Source organism: Streptomyces sp. ISL-43 (genome assembly GCF_018614195.1).
GTDB lineage: Bacteria > Actinomycetota > Actinomycetes > Streptomycetales > Streptomycetaceae > Streptomyces.
The window spans coordinates 1-17,393 of record NZ_JAGGOT010000089.1; the positions used below are offsets into that span (position 1 = coordinate 1).

Genomic DNA, 17,393 nt, shown 5'->3' on the forward strand with positions numbered 1-17,393 from the left:
CAAGTTAAAACACGGCCTAGGTGACCGCATCCCCGGTGGCCATGAACGGCCTTATCTACTGCGGAAGTTGGGACAACCACCTGCATGCGGCGGATGCCGCCACAGGAGAGGTGCGCTGGAAATTCCCCACCGGCGGGGCGGCGGCATCCACTGCGGTCGTGGTCGATGGCCTGGTCTACGTCGGCAGCCGGGACTTCAGCCTGTACGCGGTGGACGCAGCCACCGGCGAACTGCATTGGAAGTTTGCCACCACTGACTGGGTGAATTCTCCAGCGGTCATGGACGGACTGGCCTACATCGGCACCCGGGACGGCCACCTCTACGCCCCGCAGTCCCCGGCCCTTCCGCCACCGAGCGCCACGACCTGAGGGCGTCGGGTGACGAGAACCGCCAAGCTTTTGGGGTTCAAGTGAAAGCTGGACCTGACGGAACCCGACCTCGGGGTGCCTGGTGGTGCCGTCCTCCTCGAGCAGCTCCTCGCCGATCGCAGTCTGCCCGTCTCACTCCGGGGCTCACGTGCGCGGAGTTTGCTGCGTGCGGGCCGGGGACGGTGGTGCGGTGCCGTCGGTGCCGGCTGGCGAGTCCGGCCTGCCGATGCGTGAGCACCCCGGGGCAGAGGCATCTGCCGCGACCGGCCAACACATACACCACCGCCATCAAAGAAACGGCCCCGCAAGCCGGCGAAGGGCAACTCCTCGGCTCGGTGCGCCCACCCCGATGCCCGCACCGACGGACTTGGGTCAGGCGAGATCGAGGATGAGGAACAGCAAGTCGAGGGCAACGACTTCGGCGACGAGATTGAGGAGCAGATCCCAGGGGCCATACATCCCGAAGGTTGCTCCTACAAGGGCGGCGGCCGCCATCGCTCTGATCCCAGTCTCAAGGCTCGGGCTGACTGCCTGCCGCCGCACCGAGATGCGGTGCGGCCGTGGGCAGCGCACGATGAACGAGGACGTCTGAGCACGAGCGTGGAACAAGCTCGGTAGCGGCGACCGGCCGGCGCCGTGGGGCGGGCCGGCCGCGCGTAAGGGCGTCCTCCTCCAGATCGTGCACGGCTGCGGCGCGGGGAATTCCGGCACGCCCTGATGGCCGGCCGCAGGCGCCCAGGCGCCCTGGTGCCGCATGCGCCCAAGTGCGAGGAGATGGGGAGAATCATGAGGAAATCCCTGGTGGCCGCACTTGCCACTGCAATTTCCGCGACGGCCGTCCTGCTGGCCGGTCCGGTGACACCCGCGACCGCTGCTTCGCCGTACTGCAACGCGACGACGCCGAGCACCTCGATCCTGTTCTACAAGGCTGGCAGCGGCGAAGCCGGCACCGGCACCCTTTCCGCCGGCCGTTGGCAGTACAAGTCGGCGTTCAATCTCCCGGCCGGCTACACGCACGCCGCAGCGAGCCGCGACTCGCTGGTGCTGTACAACAAGAACACCGGGGCCGGGGAGGTCGGCACCTTCAAAGGCGGAAAGTATACCCGCACCCAGACCTTCGACAACTTCTCCACGGGCTGGACTTTTGTCGAGGCGTCCGGCGACTCCGTGATTTTCTACAATGGGAACACCGGCCACGGCGTCACAGGCACCCTCAAGAACGGCGTCTACCGACAGGTGCGCGTGTACGACAACTTCAGCACGGGCTGGGGGACCATGGCAGCATCGTGCGACACGTTGGTCTCGGCGGCCAGGCACGGGTCGGCCGACTTCCCTTGGAGCAACGTGGGCTACGGGACCCTCAAGGGTGGCGTCTACACGGACACGGGCAGCATCCCGAGAGACGATTTCCTGGGGGACTTGACCGCGACCAAGGATTCCCTGCTGTCTTGGGCGAGGGCCGGTGGCGAACTCGAGTTCCGAGTGTCCGAGGCGACCGACGGCTCGGGCATCGACTTCCGCAAGATAGGCACCTCCGGCATCTGGGACAAGGTGGGCCGGACCTCGGACAGCCTGTTCTTCTACAAGAACGACGGGACCGCTTGGACCTCGACGCTCGTCAACGGCAACTACGCCAACGTCGGCTCGCTCGCCCAGGTCTCCTCGGGCTGGTCGCTCATCGAGGGTGGTGTGTGACCACCGGAACCGCCAGGGCCACCGGCCTCAGCGGCCACGTGCACCCGTACGCACCGCGCTCGCCGTGACGCCTGCCGCCGGCCACGGCGTTGGTCCGCGCATGGGAGGCGGGCCTCCGAATGCTCTTCACCTTCCCGCTTCCGACCAGCTGCTCCTGCGCTAGCCTCGTTGCAGCATCTATTACTTGGAGGCCGTGATGCGGATTGTCTTCGACCCGGCCGAGCAGGAAGCCCTGCGGACCGACGCGCGGGAAATGGCCGACAGCGACCCGCAGATCGCCTACGTGTTGGAGCGGCTGGCCGGCGAAGGTGTCGACCTGGACCGCGTCACCGCCTGGGAAGACCTGCGCGAGAACCTGGGTCAGCCCCCACTCGACGACTCCGCTCCGACCTCGAACGTCGCCTGATGGGGCAGCACGGTCCGAAGCGCGCCCGCATCGTCTTCTACGACGTGGCGCAGGAACAGGTCGAGAAGATGACCCCTGCCGAGCGCCTGCGGCTTGACCCCGTACTCGTGGCCGTCTCCAGGAATCCCGAACTCGGCATCCTGTCGAAGCACGGTGCGGTCCGCGAACACCGCGAGGACGGCGTCCGGGTCCTGTACGTGCCCACGGCCCTGGGCACCCTGGTCCTGGTCGCCTACGTCGAGACGGACTGACCGCGCCCCTCCACTCCGAGTCTGCTTTCCGAGCAGCACCAGCCACACGGTAGAGCCCCGGACCCAGAGGTCCGGGGCTCTACCCGTGAAACCTGAGCCTCCCCGGCGCAGCCTCCGGCCACCCGCCGAGCCCGTCTCGCCGCCGAGCCGGCCGAGGCCCCCGCTCAGGCCGCCCGAGGCCCCCGCTCGGGCGGCCCGAGGAACCCGCCGTACGCTCCGCGGCCGCATCCGGGCGCCGCCGCCTGGGCCCCGGCGCCGAAACAGCAGGGTACTGACCGCCCGTCACCACGCCACCCACCCACACGCATCCACGCGACGTTCGACTACGCAGGCTTGGCGCCACCAGCATGGCCCTCTTCATCGGCGTCCTTGTGCGGCACACACCGGCACGCCAACACGCCGGCAACAGTCGGATATCAGCCGGTTTGGGTAGACTTCACTGTGGAGGAGCGGCTCGTTGGGCCAGCCGCATCCCTCCCAGCCTCGGCAAGTGGTTTCGGTGCTGCGGTGACGGCTCCGAGCGATCCTGATGCGATTTCCCGGCGTGAGAGTGGTGGCTGATTGATGGAGGCACGCCGAGGTTTCCTGGAAGGTAGAGAGATTGCGGGCTACCAGCTGGAGCGCGAGATCGGCCGTGGGGCAACGTCCGTCGTCTACCGCGCCAAGGACCTGCGCCTGGACCGTACGGTCGCGCTCAAGCTGATCGCCCCCGAACGCACCCGTGACGGCACCTTCCTACGCCGCTTCACCCACGAATCGCGGGTTGCCGCGTCGATCGACCACCCGCACATCCTGCCGATCTTCGAAGCCGGTGAGAGCGACGGCGTCCTGTACATCGCCATGCTGTACGTCCCCGGTCCGAACCTGCGGGTCTTGCTGGACCAAGAGGGCCCGCTCCCCGTTCCGACCGCCCTCCGCATCGCCGCCCAGGTGGCATCCGCACTCGACGCGGCCCATGCGCACGATCTGGTCCACCGCGACGTCAAGCCCGGCAACATCCTGGTCGCCGCCGGCACCGACAGCGACCACCCCGAGCACGTCTACCTCACGAACTTCGGACTGACGAGGAAATCGCTGTCGCTCAACGGGTTCACCACCGCGGGCGAGTTCGTCGGCACGCTCGACTACATGGCGCCGGAACAGATCTCAGGCCGGCCGCTGGACGGCAGGTGCGACCTCTACAGCCTCGCCTGTGTCGTCTACGAAACCATCGCCGGCGGGCCGCCATTCGAGCGCGACAGCGACATGGCGCTGCTGCGGGCACACATGTACGATCCGCCCCCTGCCCTCTCCGAGAGGCGTCCGGAGATCGCGCCTGATGTCGACGCTGTGATGGCAAAGGCGCTGGCCAAGCGTCCTGAGGATCGTTACGCCTCGTGCCTGGAGTTCGTTGCCGAGTTGCGCTCGGCCGAGTCGCCCTCTGCCGCGTCGATGCCATACCCGGCCCCCGCGTCGACCTCACCCCCGCCTGATGGGTCAGCCGAGAGCACACCGCCCGGACCACCCTTCGATGACGATGACGACGAGTGGTGACGCGTGGGTGACATCGCCAAAAGCGCCCTCGGCGGAGCGTGGACGGTGCTGGTGGGGTGGCTTTTGCCGACCGCGTTGAACGTGAGCCTGTTCCTCGTGGCCGTCTGGCCGAGCCTGCGGCGCACCGGCTGGTCCGCGAAGCTGTGGTCGTCGGGTGTCACGCCCCTGTCCGTCGGAGTGTTGGCCGTCTCGGTACTCCTCGGGCTGGCGCTCAGCGCCCTGCAGAACCCTCTCTACAGCGTACTGGAGGGATACGCCCTCTGGCCGAGCGCGCTCGCCGCGTATGGGTGCGCTCGCCGGCGGCAGGCCAAGCAGGATCTGCAGGACCGCATCACGCTGCTTCGGCTGCGGCGCCAGGAGCAAGAGGGCCTCCTGGCGGCGGATGGCACGGCCCAGTTGGCCACGTTGTGCGCCAACCGGCGGATCGCCCGGGCCGCCCGTAAGGACCGGCGGCGTACGGCTGTGCAGCGCGCGCTGCTCCGCGAACGACTCGCTCGCTTTCCTGTCGACGACGCGCAGTTGGCACCGACGACGCTGGGCAATGCGATCCGGCGCCTCGAGGAGTACGGCTACGACCGGTTCCGCCTCGACACCCAGGTGATATGGAACGAACTGACCGGTAGCGCTCCGGAGCAGGTCCGCCGCCAGGTCGATCTCGCGCGCGCGAACGTCGACTTCTTCGTCGCCTTGCTCTACGGCCACTGCGCAGTCGTCCTCTGCGCGGCGGTAGCCCTGACAGCGGCCCGTCCCGATGTCCCGCTGCTGCTCACGGCCATGGCCGTGCCAGGCTTCCTGATTCCGGTGTGGTACCGCGCGGCGGTGTCGGCAACCGACGAATGGTCCGCGGCCGTACGGGCACTAGTGAACACAGGACGCAAACCGCTCGCCGAATCCCTCGGCCTCCTCCTACCAGGCGACCTGGCGGCCGAACGCAATATGTGGGCGCTGGTCTCCAAGATGTCGCGGTTGCCGCATCACGAACGTGCCGCAGGACTGGACCCCTTCCGAGTAAAACGGCCCGAAAGCTCACGGGAGCTGACTGGGGACAGCGGCGCCAGCCAGAACGGGTCGTAGCCCGCACCACCACCGCGGGATCGGCGGGTCAGGACGTCGGCAGTGGTCCCCTCGGTCAGCGGTTGTCGGGGCTCAGCAGCGTGGCGGCCGCAGCGACGAAGGCCACGGACGCTTCCTTGGCCATGCCGCCGGGCGTCCAGCTCGGTGCGGCCGGTGGCCTTGCGCAGCGCGTACACGGCATCTGCGGCCTGCCGGGCGGGGCCGGCCAGTTCGGGGACCAGAACCTGAAGGCGGATGTGGGGCGCGGTAATCGCCGCCCGGGTGTCGTGGGACCTCGTCTGGGCCTCCAGCTGGTACTCGGTGCCCGTCTCTGTCAGGGCCAGACGCTCGCGATGGAACATCGCCGAGCGATGCGCGTCCAGAGCGGCCGCGAAGTCGGTGACGGCACCGAGCTGGTCCTGGCGGTGGCTGTCGGTGCGCTGCTCGGCGCGTGCGGTGCGTGCGGTGCGTGCCGAACGGTGCTGGAGGAGTCCGGCGGTCAGGGCGCCGGCGAGGGTGCCGAGTACGGCAACGATCGAAGGCCATATTGGACATCAGTCTGAGGTCCTTTCGGGTAGTCGGGTTCGGTGGTCCGGTCGGCGGACAGCTAGGTGAGCGGCGGCGACTTCGGTGGCCGGGTACGGCCCGTGGCGCTCCGGACCTACCCCTGCGGCGAGTCCTTCGCGGCTTGGGTCAGAGATATGGGTCCGGGCCCATGATCACCTGCACCGAGCCGGCCGACACACGAGACGGCCAGAAGCAGGCACCGGCACGCTTCCAGAACTCAGCAACACGTTTCTTGTCCTGGCGGACCGCTCCCAGCGGTGAGCAACAAACGTTGCCGGCTCCCGGCGACAAAACCACGCACGCGTTCACGCCGGTCTGCTGTGGCTCTCGGCGCACGACACGGAGCCTCTCCTTCCCGGCGTCCAGGCAGAGCTGTTCACCTGCCGGCGCATGAACGGGCGGCTTGCGTCCCTGGTCTTGCCGCGCCTCGCGCCGGCAGGGCTCCAACCATGCGCTGACAGAGACCCTCTTCGCTGCATCGTTGGTGCTGCGAAGAGCTCGAATGGGGGGCGCGGGATGTGGTCTGTGGTGTCGTCGGACGGGGTGCCCGCAGGGGAGCGGTTCGGCTGGTACGCCGACATCATCTCGCGTGTGGTGATGCCCGCCGCGCTCGGCAGACGACCACGTGCGGGTCAGGGCTCATCCCTCCACCCTGGCGCGCCGGCCGGTCACTCCAGCACCCCCAGGGCGGTGTCCGGGCGACAACGGATGCAGGCCGCGACGCCCTCGGCGAGCAGGCCGCGTATCTGCTCCGGGGTGGCGCAAGCGCACCGCTTACCGGTGTCCCAGCAGCCACCGACATGGAAGCGGACCGGGGGCGGCCGGTGCCGATCCCGCGCTCCACCAGCCAGGCGGGCGGCTCTATGGGTGCGCGCCGCCGCGCTGCGGCGGCCTCGCGCTCCTGCGCCTCGGTCAGTGCGGGCTCCGCGCGGCCCAGCTCGCCGCGCAGATACGTGGCCGGCGTCTGTAGGCGCGGCAGGTCAGGCGGCAGTACGGACACGCGACTCAGCCCCCGTACCGCGCCTGCCGCAACGGCTATCAAGCCCCGGCCGCGGTCCGTCGCATGGGCACCGCCCGGCTGACCCGATGGATCCGCGACTGCCGTCGTCGCGAGCTCCTCTGGGCTGGGGACGCCTCGGGGACGTGCAGGTCGTTGTACCCGTCGTCGAACGTTCCCTTCCCCAACTGCTCCACGAGCCGCTCGTAGTCGCTGGGCAACGGCATCCGAGACGTTCCCCGGCAGCCGCCCAGTCAACCTGGAGTACCTGCCGCGTAGCCCAACCGGCAGCGTTCACAAGAGACCGTGACCAGTCGTCACCAGCAGATTCTGTAGTCATGACCCGGTTCCGCCTGATCAAATCGAACCCTTCGGTAGGCGTGGGGATGCGCTGCCACAGCTTGACTTCTCCATTGGGAAGCCACTGAGCGCGGTGCCTGGCCGCATTGGCCGGGTACCGCGCTCAGATCTTGTGAGGGCCAGATGCGCAGGTGGGGGGCCTCCGGCGCCGACGGGGTGGCTTTCTACGCGAGGATGCGTTCCGGCTCAATCGCCTGCCCGATCTCCGTGGCGACCTCCGGGTGGGCGAGGTACTCGTCGATGTTGTGCGCGCGGTCGCTCGCGTTCACCACGGCCAGGTCCGTCAGCTTGCCCCAGAGGCCGTCCAGCGGGCATCCGATGGCCACCGCATCGGTCGGGCACCAGGCGTTGACCCAGTTCAGGACGTTCGCAGGCCGGCTGTGGCCCGGCTGGATCAGCCGACCGTGGACCGTGTCCATCCCCAGCGGGCTGCCGGCGGTGACGAGGAGGGAGACTTTCATCCCGGCGGGGAGCCGGTTGGCGACGAGGTCCATGCCGACCACGGTGCCGAGGCTGTGGGTCACCAGGACGAGCTCGCTGTCGGCCGGGAGCGTCTTGAGCGTCTCGGTCACGCAGTTCAGGACGTCCTTGCGGACCTCCGGATTGCTCAGGTAGGCGTCGACGTCGCGGTAGATGGTCGCGATGGCCAACGCGTCCATGTCGGTCTTGGCGGCCAGCCAGCTCAGTGCCCGCTGAAAGGATCCGACCAGCGTGCTCCCGAGGCTCTCCGTGGCCGTCTGGCCGTCCTGCGGCATGCCCGCCCGGACCGCCGCCTCCATGAGGAGCTGCTCGTACGTCCCCGCCTCGGACTCGGCGGCGAACGCCTCCGCGGCCGACATCGCGGGCGCGTCGAACGAGCCGGGAACGGACTCGTGCTGCCCCATGGATGCGACGAGCAGGTCACCGTAGAAGGGGAACCAGACGTTTACGGGGTCGATGGTGGGACGCCCCGCGCGGGTGAGTCCGTGGTTCAGTCCCCCGGTCCAGTCGCGGCGGAGCGCGACGGGGTCGTGTCGCTGCTGGCCCCGGCCGTGCAGGAAGACCAGGTGCCGCCGACCGCCGAACGCATCCTTCGCGGCGCGCAGACCGATGCCGGAGCCGGTGGACTCGCGCACGTCACCGATGACCGCGGGGCGCGGGACCGTGACGACCGCGACGGCCTCCTGCGGGGCCGGGGCGACGGTCGACGCGACCGGTGTCCCGACCGGTCCGGCGACGATGTCCTGCCGGAGCCCGGATTCGGGGCCCATCTCCGCCAGCAGCGCACGCCGCGCGGGGTCCAGCGGCACCGTGGCGAGATGCTTGAGGATCGAGCTGGTGCGGGCGCCTTCGTTCGATACGTAGTCGATGGTGTCGTCGCTGTCGATGCCCCTCCGCCAGATCTGCCCGTCCTTGCGCAGGATGCGGCCCTGGGTGTCCGTGTTCGGCACGCCCATGTGGTGCAGCGCCACGACCTCCCACTGGTCGTTGAAGACCGGGGACCCCGAGTTGCCGGGCTCGGTGTCGGTCCGGTAGTGGAGGAAGTCGTCCAGCCTCTGTACGAGGGAGTTGTCGCGGAGCGCAATCTCCTTCAGGCGGCCCATCGGGTGGCCGATGACGTTCACCGGTTCGTTCACGACCACTTTGCCCAGCTGAAGGCTGAGCTGGTTCCATCCGAATGAGGCGCCTGCGAGGCTGCCGTCGGCGGCGGGAGTGACCGCCACCAGTGCGTAGTCGAGATGCTTGTCCGCGGTGAAGAACGTGTCGGGGTCGAATGCGAACCGGAAGGCGGCGTCGGGTGCGTTGTCGATGGTGACCTGGGCATTGAACTCCAGGAAACAGCGCCGTGCGGTCTCCGGGGTCGGAAGTACGTGGTGGTTGGTGAGCATCAGCCGGGGGGAGACCAGGAAGCCGGTGCCGAGCGGCCGCTCGAGACCACTGCCGAGGATCGAGATCCGGGCGACGGTGGCGGCCGCGCGGGCGCCCCGTGGCAGGAAGCTCCACGGCTGGAGATCCATGGTGAGTCCGATGACCCGCTCCAGGGTTTCGGGCACGTCCATCGCCTCAGCGCGGACGCTCTCCACTGCGGCCACGGGTGGGACCCCGCCCCGGTCGAGCAGCCGATTGGCCCGGGAAGCGATCGCCTCCCGGGAATCCGGGTACTTCACCCCGGCTTCCAGCTTCGCCTCGATCGCGTGCCGACCCGCGGTCGCGTCGCGATACCGCTGGGCTGCCGCGGCCTGCTGTTCCTGCTCTTCTCGGGATTCATCGGATGGGAGCATGTCACTCACCGTTCTCTTCCAGAGGATTTGCCGGCTCCTTCCAGAAGGCGGACATGTGCCTCGATGCCGCAACAAGAACGGGTGCGGCCACGGCGCCGGCACGCAGAGCGAACCGCCCGCACCACTCCTGGTCCCTGGGCCGATGCCCGGCTGGAGAAATTCCGGACCGCTGCGCCGGGCGGGTGGCGACGTGCGGCGTAGCACGGTGCTGCTCCATCGCCCCGGATCCTTGGGCCGGTGGACCTCGGCCACGCTCTCGCAGCGCGCGTGCGCCGGAGGCCGCCATAGGCGCCGAGACCAGGAGCGTCGCCCAGCCCAGACGGCCACGGGCGCCGGGGTCGAAGGGCCATCAGCACGAGCACCAGCACGATGCCCGTGGCCGTCACCCACGAGAGGTACGGGGATCTGCGCGTCCGCATTACCAGCAGGTGCGGTGCCGCGCGCTCCAAGCGGCGCCGCAGCACCAGATGGGCGACGACGAGGTCCGGCTCAGCGGACGTCTGCCTGGCCTGCCCAGGCATCGCCCGCGCCCGCGAGATCGCGCATCGGTTCACCGCCCTGGTCCACGAACGCACAGGTCACCTGTTGCCCGATTGGATCAGCGAAGTGGAGCGTGACGCGCCCCAGCCGATCCGCGGATTCGCCCGGTTCGTGAAGTTCGACATCGACGCCGTCACCGCGGGCCTAAGCCAGGCCTAAGCCTGCAATACAGCTCCAGCGTCGAGAAGGCCACGTCAACCGCATCAAAACGAACAAGCGGCAATGTATGGCCGAGCCTCGTTCCACGTACTGAGGGCCCGAGGCTGCGCTTCGCGCTGTGTCTGCCGCGCCCGCTCGTCTAGGAGGCCCCGCTGCCGGCCTTCGTGCCCTGCACGCAGTAGGCGGCGGACTTCCGCCTCAGTCGGCGTTGTACCGGATCACCGTACGGGCCAGCCGGGCGCGGGCCGGAGCCAGTTCGGCCGCGATCGACTGCGCCCGGGAGGCGTCGCAGACCACCCGGGCCGGCTGTGGGTCGGCCGAGGCCAGGCAGCGGCGGCGCAGGTGAGTCGGTGGGTGGGTGTCGTCGACGCTGTGCCCGCGCCGGGCCGAGACCCGGCGCAGCCGCTCGTACTCGCTCGCGGGTATCGAGCCGATCCGCGGGGCCAGTCCTTCCCACAGTTCCCGCTCGATGGCTTCGCGCGCCTCGCGGCCGTGGGGGCCACTGTCGGCCCGTGTCGCCGCCATCGACTTGCGCCGCAGGTGGGCCTCTACCGCGTCGCCGATCAGCAGCCGGTCCAGCAGGGTGACGGCCGCCGCGGTCGAACCGGCTCGGGCCGCGCCCGCGTCCGCCAAATACTCGGCCCGCTGCGAAGCCCGCATCGTCAGGCCGTCGAGCAGGACGATCAGCCCGTGGACCGCCCAGCGCGGCAGGAACACCAGGGTGTTCACGCATAGGTCCAGGAGACTCCCCACGGGGTGCGGGACCAGGAAGTAGTACCAGTGGGCCAGGGTCCGCAGCGCTCCGTGCGTCACGAACGAGGAGCGGACGTCGCCGTTCGCGAAATGCCCGAGCTCGTGGCCCAGCAGGGCCACGCGTTCCTGGGGCGAGAGGACCTCCCACAGCCCGGCGCCCAGGCACATCACCCGCCGGTTGCGGATCCCGTAGGTGCGGACCCAGGCGTTGTGCGCGGTGTCCAGCACTACCGCGTGCACCCCGGTCGTACCCACGGCCGCCCCTACCTCGTCGATCAGCTCGAAGAGCCGGGGCGCGTCAGCGCGGTACAGCACCGGCGCGTGCTGCGGCAGCCGACCCGGTCGGGGCAGCAGCGTCGCCACGACTACCAGGAGCACGACGCCGAGGACCGGCAGGATGCCGGTGTGCCACCCGCCGATGATCAGCAGCCCCGCAGCCAGCAGCAGGCCCCCGGAGACCGAGTGCACCAGCAGGGAGACGCCGAAAGCCAGGACGGTCGACCTGTCCGGCCCGACCTGGCCGGCCTCCTGCCCGCTCCGCTCTATCTCCTCCGCGAGCTGCTGCCCGTAGCGCCTGGCCAGGCGCTGCCGGAACGCCGCGAGGCGCCCCCGGTCCGGATCCGGTGCGCCCGGATCCACGTTCCAGTCGCAAGCCGCGCACCAGCTCACGAACCGCGCGTGCACGGAGACGGTGGCCCCGCACTCCGGGCACTGCCGCACCTGCGGTGCGTCCACCTCGTCGACTGTTTCCATGCCTGTTGATCCCCTCCCCGCCGTGGACCTGTTGTGATCCCCGGTTCGCGCAGGATAGGGGCGGCTGATGAGGGCCCCGCGGCCGCCCCGGGGTGGACGATTTTGGTCGGGAAGGTGCGCCTTGTGATGCCACGGGGTGAATGTGAACGACTTGTTCCACCAGGTGGTTTCGTTCACTTCCGAGGACAGCGTTTGTCGGTGAGTTTGTTGGGCGGCAGTTGGCCGGCAGGAAGGGTGTGCAGTTGTTCGTGAGATTTGAGCGGCGCCTGGCTGCCAGTCAGTTCGACGAGTGCCACTGAACCCAAGTCCTTCGGCCGCTGAGGCGGCGTTGGTGGCAGCCCTTAGAGCTGAAGCTCAGGCGGGAAGCCGGTCCAACGAAGGTTTATGGGGAGATGCCCCATGTCGTTGTAGAAGAGCACGGAAGCTGGCCGGCCGGGTGCGTATCGGATGACGGTCAGGGCAGCGTTGGCGTGGTTGAGGCCCATCCAGCGCCACTTCGGGGAGTCGAGGGCAGCCCGGACGAGCCAGGCGATGAGGAAGTTGTGGGTGACGATCAGCTCATGGCGAGGTTGGTCACCGTCGGCGGGGCGGGCGAAACGGGCGAGAGCTGCCTGAGCCAGCTCGGGACCGGGCTCGCGCTCTTCGGCCGGGAACTGAGACAGGTGGGCAAGCATGGCGTCGGCTGAAACCGGCGGCAGTTCTTCTCGCTTTGGCAGGTAGGGGATGTAGTCCCCAGCCAGTTTCGATTGCTGCAAGGGAACGTTGTCGAGCTGGTCGCGGATCAGCCGTGCCGTCTGTTCTGCTCGGGGAAGCGGGCCATGGTAGATGGCGGAGAGAGGACTGCCCTCAAGCCGCTTACCAAGGAGCACGGCCTGCTGGCGCCCGGTGTCCGTCAGCTCGCTCTCATCGGTTGACGCCTCGCCGTGCCGCGCGAGGTAGAGGTAGCGGGTGGCTTTTGCAGTCATGGGCGAGTCCTCTGTCAGCGTTTGTGATCTTGCAGATGCCTGGATGGACGCTGACTTGTGCTTCGCGGTTTCACCACCGACGGACGCCTTGCCCAGAGAGCCCGTCGGCGGCGAATGCAGCTCAGCTGGCGTTTGGCGTGTTCGGCGGCTCGTGCGCGGGTGCTGGCGAGGCGGTAGGAGTCGGCGCAGGTTTCGATGATGGTGCCGTTGAAGGTGAGGCGGTCGACGATGGCTGCGCAGAGGCGGGGGTCGGTGAAGGTTTTGGTCCAGCCATCTGGGGCTGGCACTTGTTCCCTCGCACGGGTTACCGCTGCCACCTGGCTGTATCCGGTCCCTGGGGTCCCCGTTGGTTCTCGTGGTAGCAACCTGCGTTTCGAGGTGCTGACGAGTCCGGCGGCCCCCTGCACCGCGGAAGCAGCGGCCGGGCTTCCGTAGCTGACTGCCTCGTGCTGTTGGGCCGAGGGTTGCCAGGGCCCACAGGGCTCGGCCGCCTCGTAGAGCTCGCCGGGGACGCCCTGGAGGGCGGCCAGATAGATCAGGGTCGGGCCGCTGCCAAGGCTCGCGGCGAGGCGGGCGGCGCCGGGCAGTGCGAGCGGTGGGCGGCCCTCGCCCCGGACCTCGCCGGCCACCTCGCGGCGGTCGGCTACGACGCGGAGCGCGCGACGCTCCCAGGCCGGCGCACGGACGAACGTCGGACGGTAGCCGCCAGGGGAACCGCGGAGAAGCGGTAGGTCAGCGGGGCGGGTACGCAGGGCGGGGCCGACGCCGAACCAGCGGCCGAGTCGGTGGTCGGCTTCAAGCGGGGCCAGCCATACATGGACCAGGCGGTGTCGATGAGGCGCCGGAGCCGGAGGCCGCCGGCCGCCGGGGAGCGCGACTGGCAGCGGTTCCGCGCAGTGCGGGACTGTGGGCGGGAGGGAGCAGCCTGTGTGGGCCCAGACTGCCCCCTCGTCGTGCCGTCAGTGCAGGCCGCCGTATGCGGCCATCACGATCTCCATGCCGCGGTCGTCCTCCTGCCGGTCCCGGTCGATCATCTGGTTCATGACATAAGCCACCGTCATGCGTGAACCGGGATCGCTCACGACCAACGAGCCACCCCAGCCGCCCCAGCCGAAGGTGTTGCCGAACTTGCCGAAGCCCACCGTCCAGGACATCGGCGTCCCCAGCACGCGGTCGTCACCGCGGAACTCTTCCTGCCACGCGGGCTCGCAACCCTGGGGGGACAGCAGTCGCACACCGCCGACCGAACCCTGGTTCGCCAATACCGACTGGACAAGGGCGACAGAGCGAGCGTTGCCGAAACCGTTCACCGCAGGGATCTGCGCACGGCGCCAGGCCATGGAGTTGGCGTCCTTGACCCGGATCGCGGCACCGGTGTTCTCCCGGCGTGTGCCATCTGGTCCTGGCGGTGCGCTGGCCGCGTACTCGTCGGTCAGTGACGGCGGCGGGATGAGCGGTGCGACGCGGTGGTCATGCTCGGTGGAGAGCCCGATGTGGAAGTCCGCGCCCAGCGGTTTGGCCACCTCTTCGGCGAAGAACTCGCCAAGACTGCGGCCGGTGATGCGGCGGACGATCTCACCCACAAGGAAGCCGAAGGTGAGCGCGTGATAGCCGGCGGTCGTTCCTGGCTCCCATTCGGGCGCCTGCGCGGCCAGCCCTGCCGTCACGCTCTCCCAGTCGTAGAGCTCCTCGACCGCCGTCAGCCCGGACAGGTCCGGCAGCCCCGCGGTGTGCGACAGCACGTGCCGTACCAGCACGTTCTCCTTGCCGGCTGCGGCGAACTCGGGCCAGTAGGCGGCGACCGGCGCGGACAGATCGAGCTCGCCCCGGTCGGCCAGAATCAGCGCGCACAGGGCGGTCATGTTCTTGGTCGTTGAGTTCACGCCGGTGAGGGTGTCGCGCTCCCAGCTGACGGAGCGCTCCGCATCGGCGTACCCGCCCCAGATGTCGACCACCTGCTCGCCGTCGATGTAGACGGCCGCCGAGGCACCCACGTCGTCCTTGCCGAGCAAAGCTGCAAGGGCCGCACGGACTGCGGCAAACCGAGGCTCACAAAATCCCCTAATATCAGTCATGGGCGTAAGCCTCAGGTAACGCCAGGGCTTCCTGCCCAACAATTCCCGTACTGGTTTTGTCGGGCGGGGCGCGATCAAGTCTTCTCTACTCCAGCAAGGCGGCCCGACGGCCGCGCGGTCGGCCCATCGGCCCATCGGCCCATCGGTCGACCGCTCCTGTCTCCGCCCCGCGGTCGGCCGATGGCCCGGCCGGCGCCCGAGACCACAGCGCCGATGAACGCCAGGGCGCCGTGCGCGGCGAGTGACTCCGGCTTGGCTCGGGTGCCGGCCGCTGCGGCTCCTGCGGCTGCAGCTCGTTGGCAGGGTGGGCGTTCCTACGGTGGAGACACAGGAAGGAAGGACGGATACGCGTGCTGGAGCGGCTGAATCAGGCACTGGACCACCTGGAGGCCTGCCTCGACCGGGAGGTCGACATGGCTGAGGTGGCCCGGATCGCCGCGGTGTCGGAGTACCACTTCCGGCGGCTGTTCTCCGCGCTCGCCGGGATGCCGCTCCCGGTCTACGTGCGGCGCCGGCGGATGACGCTCGCCGGGGCCGATGTGCTGGCCGGGGAGCTGACGCTGCTCGATGTCGCGGTGCGGTACGGGTACGGCTCGGGCGAGGCGTTCGCCCGGGCCTTCCGGTCGCTGCACGGCATCGGGCCGGGCGAGGCCCGGCGCACGGGTGCGGTGCTCACGGCACAGCCGCGCATGTCCTTCCGCGTCGTCGTCGAAGGGAGTACGACCATGCGGTACCGGATCGTGGAGAAGGAGTCGTTTCGGGTCGTCGGCAGAAGGGCCCGGGTCCCGCTCGTGCACGAGGGGGTCAACGCGGCCGCCGCGGCGCACGTGGAAAGCCTGGACGAGCAGGCGATCGTCCGGATGAAGGAGCTGGTCGGCCGGGAGCCGGAGGGGATCCTGTCGGCGGCGGTGCACATGACCGACAGCCGGGAAGAGGGCGCCGAGGTGGACTACTGGATCGGCGTGGTGACCGGTCCCGAGGCGGCCGCCGAGGAGCTCGACGCCCTCGACGTGCCGGCCGGGACCTGGGCGGTCTTCGACAACCGCGGGCCCTATCCGAGCGCGCTCCAGGAGCTGTGGCGAGACGTGTTCATGCAGTGGTTCCCCTCGAACCCGTACGCGAGCCGGCCAGGTCCGGAGCTCCTGCGGACGCAGCCGGTGGAGATCGGCGCGGAGACCGACTCCCAGCTGTGGATCCCGGTCGAGCGGGGCAGCGGGAGCGCCGGGGCGTGAACACCGGTACGTGTCCCAAGAGTCCTAGCTCAGACACCAGCGCGACCTGAAGGAGGCGCGGGAACTCCGTGACCGCGTCCAGCAACGAGGCGCCCGCGCGGTCCGGATGCGCCAGCAGATGCGCATGCGCACATTCCGCTGGTAGCAGGGCTTCGAACTTCCAGTGGCTGCGGATCAGCCGGGCGAGCTCGGCGGGTGTGGCCTGTTCCGCAGTGAGGCTGGTGACCGCGTAGACGGTCCTGATGCTGACCTTGCCGGTCTTGCGGTCCACTCGGCGGCGCTTGAGCTGGACGGCCTGGCGGGCGCCGGGAAAGAGCAGGCTGTTCACCGTGCACACCTTGATGCGGCGGATCTCGCCGCGGCCGTGGCCGGTGTCGCGGGAGCGGTCCTGCAGCGGGATCTGCTTCCAGGGAAGGGACTTGAGCTGCTTGTGGAGCTTCTTCTGGTTCCCTTTCACGATCACGATGTAGGGCGCGTCTCGGCCGAGCAGGTAGCCGGCGTGCTCGCGCCGGGTGTGGATGGCGTCGCTGGTTACGACCGCGCCCGCCAGGTCGGCGATGGTCTCCAGCAGAGGCTGGAAGCAGGTGATCTCGTTGGTCTTCTCGCCTACGTCGAGTTGGGACCGGACCAGGCCGGTGAGGTGGTCGCAGGCGGAGCAGATGAATCTTGCGGCCCGTGGTCCTGGCCGCTCCGCGCAGGGCCTTGCCTCGACCGCCACTGCGTGCGGCTGACCGTCGGCCCCAGCGCGCCGGTCGGCCGGCCAGCGGCCCACCGCTCGGTCCAACGCATCGCCGTCGATTCGGCCCAGCAACCGTCACCTCCGCCGGCAGGCACCGTTTCGGGGACAGCGGATCGGGCCGAACGCCAAGGCGCTCCAGGACGGACGGCGGGGCGCCGGTGATCCACTCACCCACCGCCGGCAGGGAGGTCGCTCCGGCCGGAACCGCGCACGCGGTCAGCGCGAGCACGACGACCAGAGCGTGCCGCACGCCGCGCGGATCGCGGGGGTCGGGCACCTCGGCCAGCCGCTCCAGCAGGCCCGGGATCTCCTCGGGCACGCCCCCGGGATGCTCGCGGAGTTGATCAAAATCAGGTGGGATCGGCGATGATGCGTCGGCAGGCACGGTCTTCCACTCGGATCACGGGGCGTCCAGAACTCCATGATCTTGGAAGCGCGTGCCAGTCACGTTCCCAGAACCCCGTCGAACGGGCAGTCACCGCGGCGGTAACCATGGGGCTGCTACGGGGCCCCCGAGGTGGCCGCCTATGTCAGCTCCGAGGACAAGGCCAAGGTGGCGGAGGAGCTGACTCGCGATGAAGCTCGCGATAGAGGTCACCACCGGCTTGCTGCGCAAGCCGGTGGTCGCGTTCAAGGCAGTGTCCGAGGACACCGCCGTCATCAGATCATCACGCGCAGGTCGAGCG

The 17,393-nt window shown here is 69.3% G+C and carries 16 protein-coding genes and 3 pseudogenes; 10 read left to right on the plus strand and 9 right to left on the minus strand.

Features of this window, described 5'->3' with window-relative positions:
* Positions 1 to 20 precede the first annotated feature (20 nt).
* Positions 21 to 368, plus strand: coding sequence for a PQQ-binding-like beta-propeller repeat protein (locus J7F03_RS37160; RefSeq protein WP_214957468.1), 348 nt, complete (start codon positions 21 to 23; stop codon positions 366 to 368).
* Positions 369 to 740: 372 nt separating this feature from the next.
* On the opposite strand, the gene J7F03_RS42190 is transcribed toward J7F03_RS37160, so the two are convergent.
* Complete coding sequence (locus J7F03_RS42190; RefSeq protein ID WP_285440544.1) at positions 741 to 863, minus strand: hypothetical protein; 123 nt, start codon at positions 861 to 863, stop codon at positions 741 to 743.
* A gap of 306 nt (positions 864 to 1,169) precedes the next feature.
* Between J7F03_RS42190 and J7F03_RS37165 the strand changes: the two genes are divergently transcribed.
* The 6 genes from J7F03_RS37165 (at position 1,170) to J7F03_RS37190 (ending at position 5,869) form a co-directional block, all read left to right on the plus strand.
* Positions 1,170 to 2,063 carry a hypothetical protein gene (locus J7F03_RS37165; RefSeq protein ID WP_214957470.1) on the plus strand — a complete coding sequence of 298 codons (894 nt, stop codon included), beginning with the start codon at positions 1,170 to 1,172 and terminating at the stop codon, positions 2,061 to 2,063.
* A 196-nt stretch (positions 2,064 to 2,259) separates the two neighbouring features.
* Positions 2,260 to 2,469 (plus strand): hypothetical protein, encoded by a 210-nt coding sequence (locus J7F03_RS37170; RefSeq protein ID WP_214957472.1) that lies wholly within the window; start codon positions 2,260 to 2,262, stop codon positions 2,467 to 2,469.
* A complete protein-coding gene (locus J7F03_RS37175) occupies positions 2,469 to 2,720 on the plus strand; it encodes a hypothetical protein (protein ID WP_214957474.1) in 252 nt (83 codons plus the stop codon). The genes J7F03_RS37170 and J7F03_RS37175 overlap by 1 nt, the downstream gene beginning before the upstream one ends.
* A 564-nt stretch (positions 2,721 to 3,284) precedes the next feature.
* Complete coding sequence (locus tag J7F03_RS37180; protein ID WP_214957476.1) at positions 3,285 to 4,253, plus strand: serine/threonine-protein kinase; 969 nt, start codon at positions 3,285 to 3,287, stop codon at positions 4,251 to 4,253.
* A 3-nt stretch (positions 4,254 to 4,256) separates the two neighbouring features.
* Positions 4,257 to 5,327, plus strand: a complete 1,071-nt coding sequence (locus tag J7F03_RS37185) for a hypothetical protein (RefSeq protein ID WP_214957478.1) — start codon at positions 4,257 to 4,259, stop codon at positions 5,325 to 5,327.
* A 116-nt stretch (positions 5,328 to 5,443) separates the two neighbouring features.
* Positions 5,444 to 5,869 (plus strand): hypothetical protein, encoded by a 426-nt coding sequence (locus J7F03_RS37190; protein WP_214957480.1) that lies wholly within the window; start codon positions 5,444 to 5,446, stop codon positions 5,867 to 5,869.
* Positions 5,870 to 6,541: 672 nt separating this feature from the next.
* Here J7F03_RS37190 and J7F03_RS41675 read toward each other — a convergent pair.
* Together J7F03_RS41675 and J7F03_RS37195 are read right to left on the minus strand one after the other, a co-directional pair.
* A complete protein-coding gene (locus J7F03_RS41675; protein WP_251073070.1) occupies positions 6,542 to 6,724 on the minus strand; it encodes a DUF6233 domain-containing protein in 183 nt (60 codons plus the stop codon).
* A gap of 670 nt (positions 6,725 to 7,394) precedes the next feature.
* Entirely contained in the window at positions 7,395 to 9,491 is a 2,097-nt protein-coding gene (locus tag J7F03_RS37195) for a serine protease (RefSeq protein WP_214957482.1), read from the minus strand.
* 375 nt (positions 9,492 to 9,866) lie between these two features.
* Between J7F03_RS37195 and J7F03_RS37200 the strand changes: the two genes are divergently transcribed.
* A complete protein-coding gene (locus J7F03_RS37200; RefSeq protein ID WP_214957484.1) occupies positions 9,867 to 10,190 on the plus strand; it encodes a hypothetical protein in 324 nt (107 codons plus the stop codon).
* Between the two features lie 198 nt (positions 10,191 to 10,388).
* Here J7F03_RS37200 and J7F03_RS37205 read toward each other — a convergent pair whose 3' ends face one another.
* From J7F03_RS37205 to J7F03_RS37215, 3 genes and pseudogenes are all read right to left on the minus strand, one after another.
* Positions 10,389 to 11,696 (minus strand): M48 family metallopeptidase, encoded by a 1,308-nt coding sequence (locus J7F03_RS37205; RefSeq protein ID WP_214957485.1) that lies wholly within the window; start codon positions 11,694 to 11,696, stop codon positions 10,389 to 10,391.
* 341 nt (positions 11,697 to 12,037) lie between these two features.
* Positions 12,038 to 12,661: a histidine phosphatase family protein gene (locus tag J7F03_RS37210; protein ID WP_214957486.1), complete on the minus strand. Its 624-nt coding sequence runs from the start codon at positions 12,659 to 12,661 to the stop codon at positions 12,038 to 12,040.
* 158 nt (positions 12,662 to 12,819) lie between these two features.
* Positions 12,820 to 12,933: pseudogene (locus J7F03_RS37215) on the minus strand (ATP-binding protein); the annotation flags it as partial.
* Positions 12,934 to 13,125: 192 nt separating this feature from the next.
* Here J7F03_RS37215 and J7F03_RS37220 point away from each other — a divergent pair.
* Positions 13,126 to 13,392 carry a hypothetical protein gene (locus J7F03_RS37220; RefSeq protein ID WP_214957498.1) on the plus strand — a complete coding sequence of 89 codons (267 nt, stop codon included), beginning with the start codon at positions 13,126 to 13,128 and terminating at the stop codon, positions 13,390 to 13,392.
* A gap of 228 nt (positions 13,393 to 13,620) precedes the next feature.
* On the opposite strand, the gene J7F03_RS37225 is transcribed toward J7F03_RS37220, so the two are convergent.
* Positions 13,621 to 14,736 carry a serine hydrolase domain-containing protein gene (locus tag J7F03_RS37225; protein ID WP_214957497.1) on the minus strand — a complete coding sequence of 372 codons (1,116 nt, stop codon included), beginning with the start codon at positions 14,734 to 14,736 and terminating at the stop codon, positions 13,621 to 13,623.
* A 350-nt stretch (positions 14,737 to 15,086) separates the two neighbouring features.
* Here J7F03_RS37225 and J7F03_RS37230 point away from each other — a divergent pair, with 350 nt between their 5' ends.
* Positions 15,087 to 15,968 (plus strand): AraC family transcriptional regulator, encoded by an 882-nt coding sequence (locus J7F03_RS37230; protein ID WP_214957487.1) that lies wholly within the window; start codon positions 15,087 to 15,089, stop codon positions 15,966 to 15,968.
* A 211-nt stretch (positions 15,969 to 16,179) separates the two neighbouring features.
* On the opposite strand, the pseudogene J7F03_RS41680 reads toward J7F03_RS37230, so the two are convergent.
* Together J7F03_RS41680 and J7F03_RS42495 are read right to left on the minus strand one after the other, a co-directional pair.
* Positions 16,180 to 16,740: pseudogene (locus tag J7F03_RS41680) on the minus strand (ISAs1 family transposase); the annotation flags it as partial.
* A gap of 136 nt (positions 16,741 to 16,876) precedes the next feature.
* A pseudogene (locus tag J7F03_RS42495) lies at positions 16,877 to 17,092 on the minus strand (transposase family protein); the annotation flags it as partial.
* Positions 17,093 to 17,393: the final 301 nt, after the last annotated feature.

Bases quoted from the DNA above. Each gene is read 5' to 3' on its own strand.
- J7F03_RS37180 (WP_214957476.1), top strand. From the start codon at position 3,285: ATGGAGGCACGCCGAGGTTTCCTGGAAGGTAGAGAGATTGCGGGCTAC.
- J7F03_RS37195 (WP_214957482.1), bottom strand. From the start codon at position 9,491: ATGCTCCCATCCGATGAATCCCGAGAAGAGCAGGAACAGCAGGCCGCG.
- J7F03_RS37170 (WP_214957472.1), top strand. From the start codon at position 2,260: ATGCGGATTGTCTTCGACCCGGCCGAGCAGGAAGCCCTGCGGACCGAC.
- J7F03_RS37205 (WP_214957485.1), bottom strand. From the start codon at position 11,696: ATGGAAACAGTCGACGAGGTGGACGCACCGCAGGTGCGGCAGTGCCCG.
- J7F03_RS42190 (WP_285440544.1), bottom strand. From the start codon at position 863: ATGGCGGCCGCCGCCCTTGTAGGAGCAACCTTCGGGATGTATGGCCCC.
- J7F03_RS37175 (WP_214957474.1), top strand. From the start codon at position 2,469: ATGGGGCAGCACGGTCCGAAGCGCGCCCGCATCGTCTTCTACGACGTG.
- J7F03_RS37210 (WP_214957486.1), bottom strand. From the start codon at position 12,661: ATGACTGCAAAAGCCACCCGCTACCTCTACCTCGCGCGGCACGGCGAG.
- J7F03_RS37225 (WP_214957497.1), bottom strand. From the start codon at position 14,736: ATGACTGATATTAGGGGATTTTGTGAGCCTCGGTTTGCCGCAGTCCGT.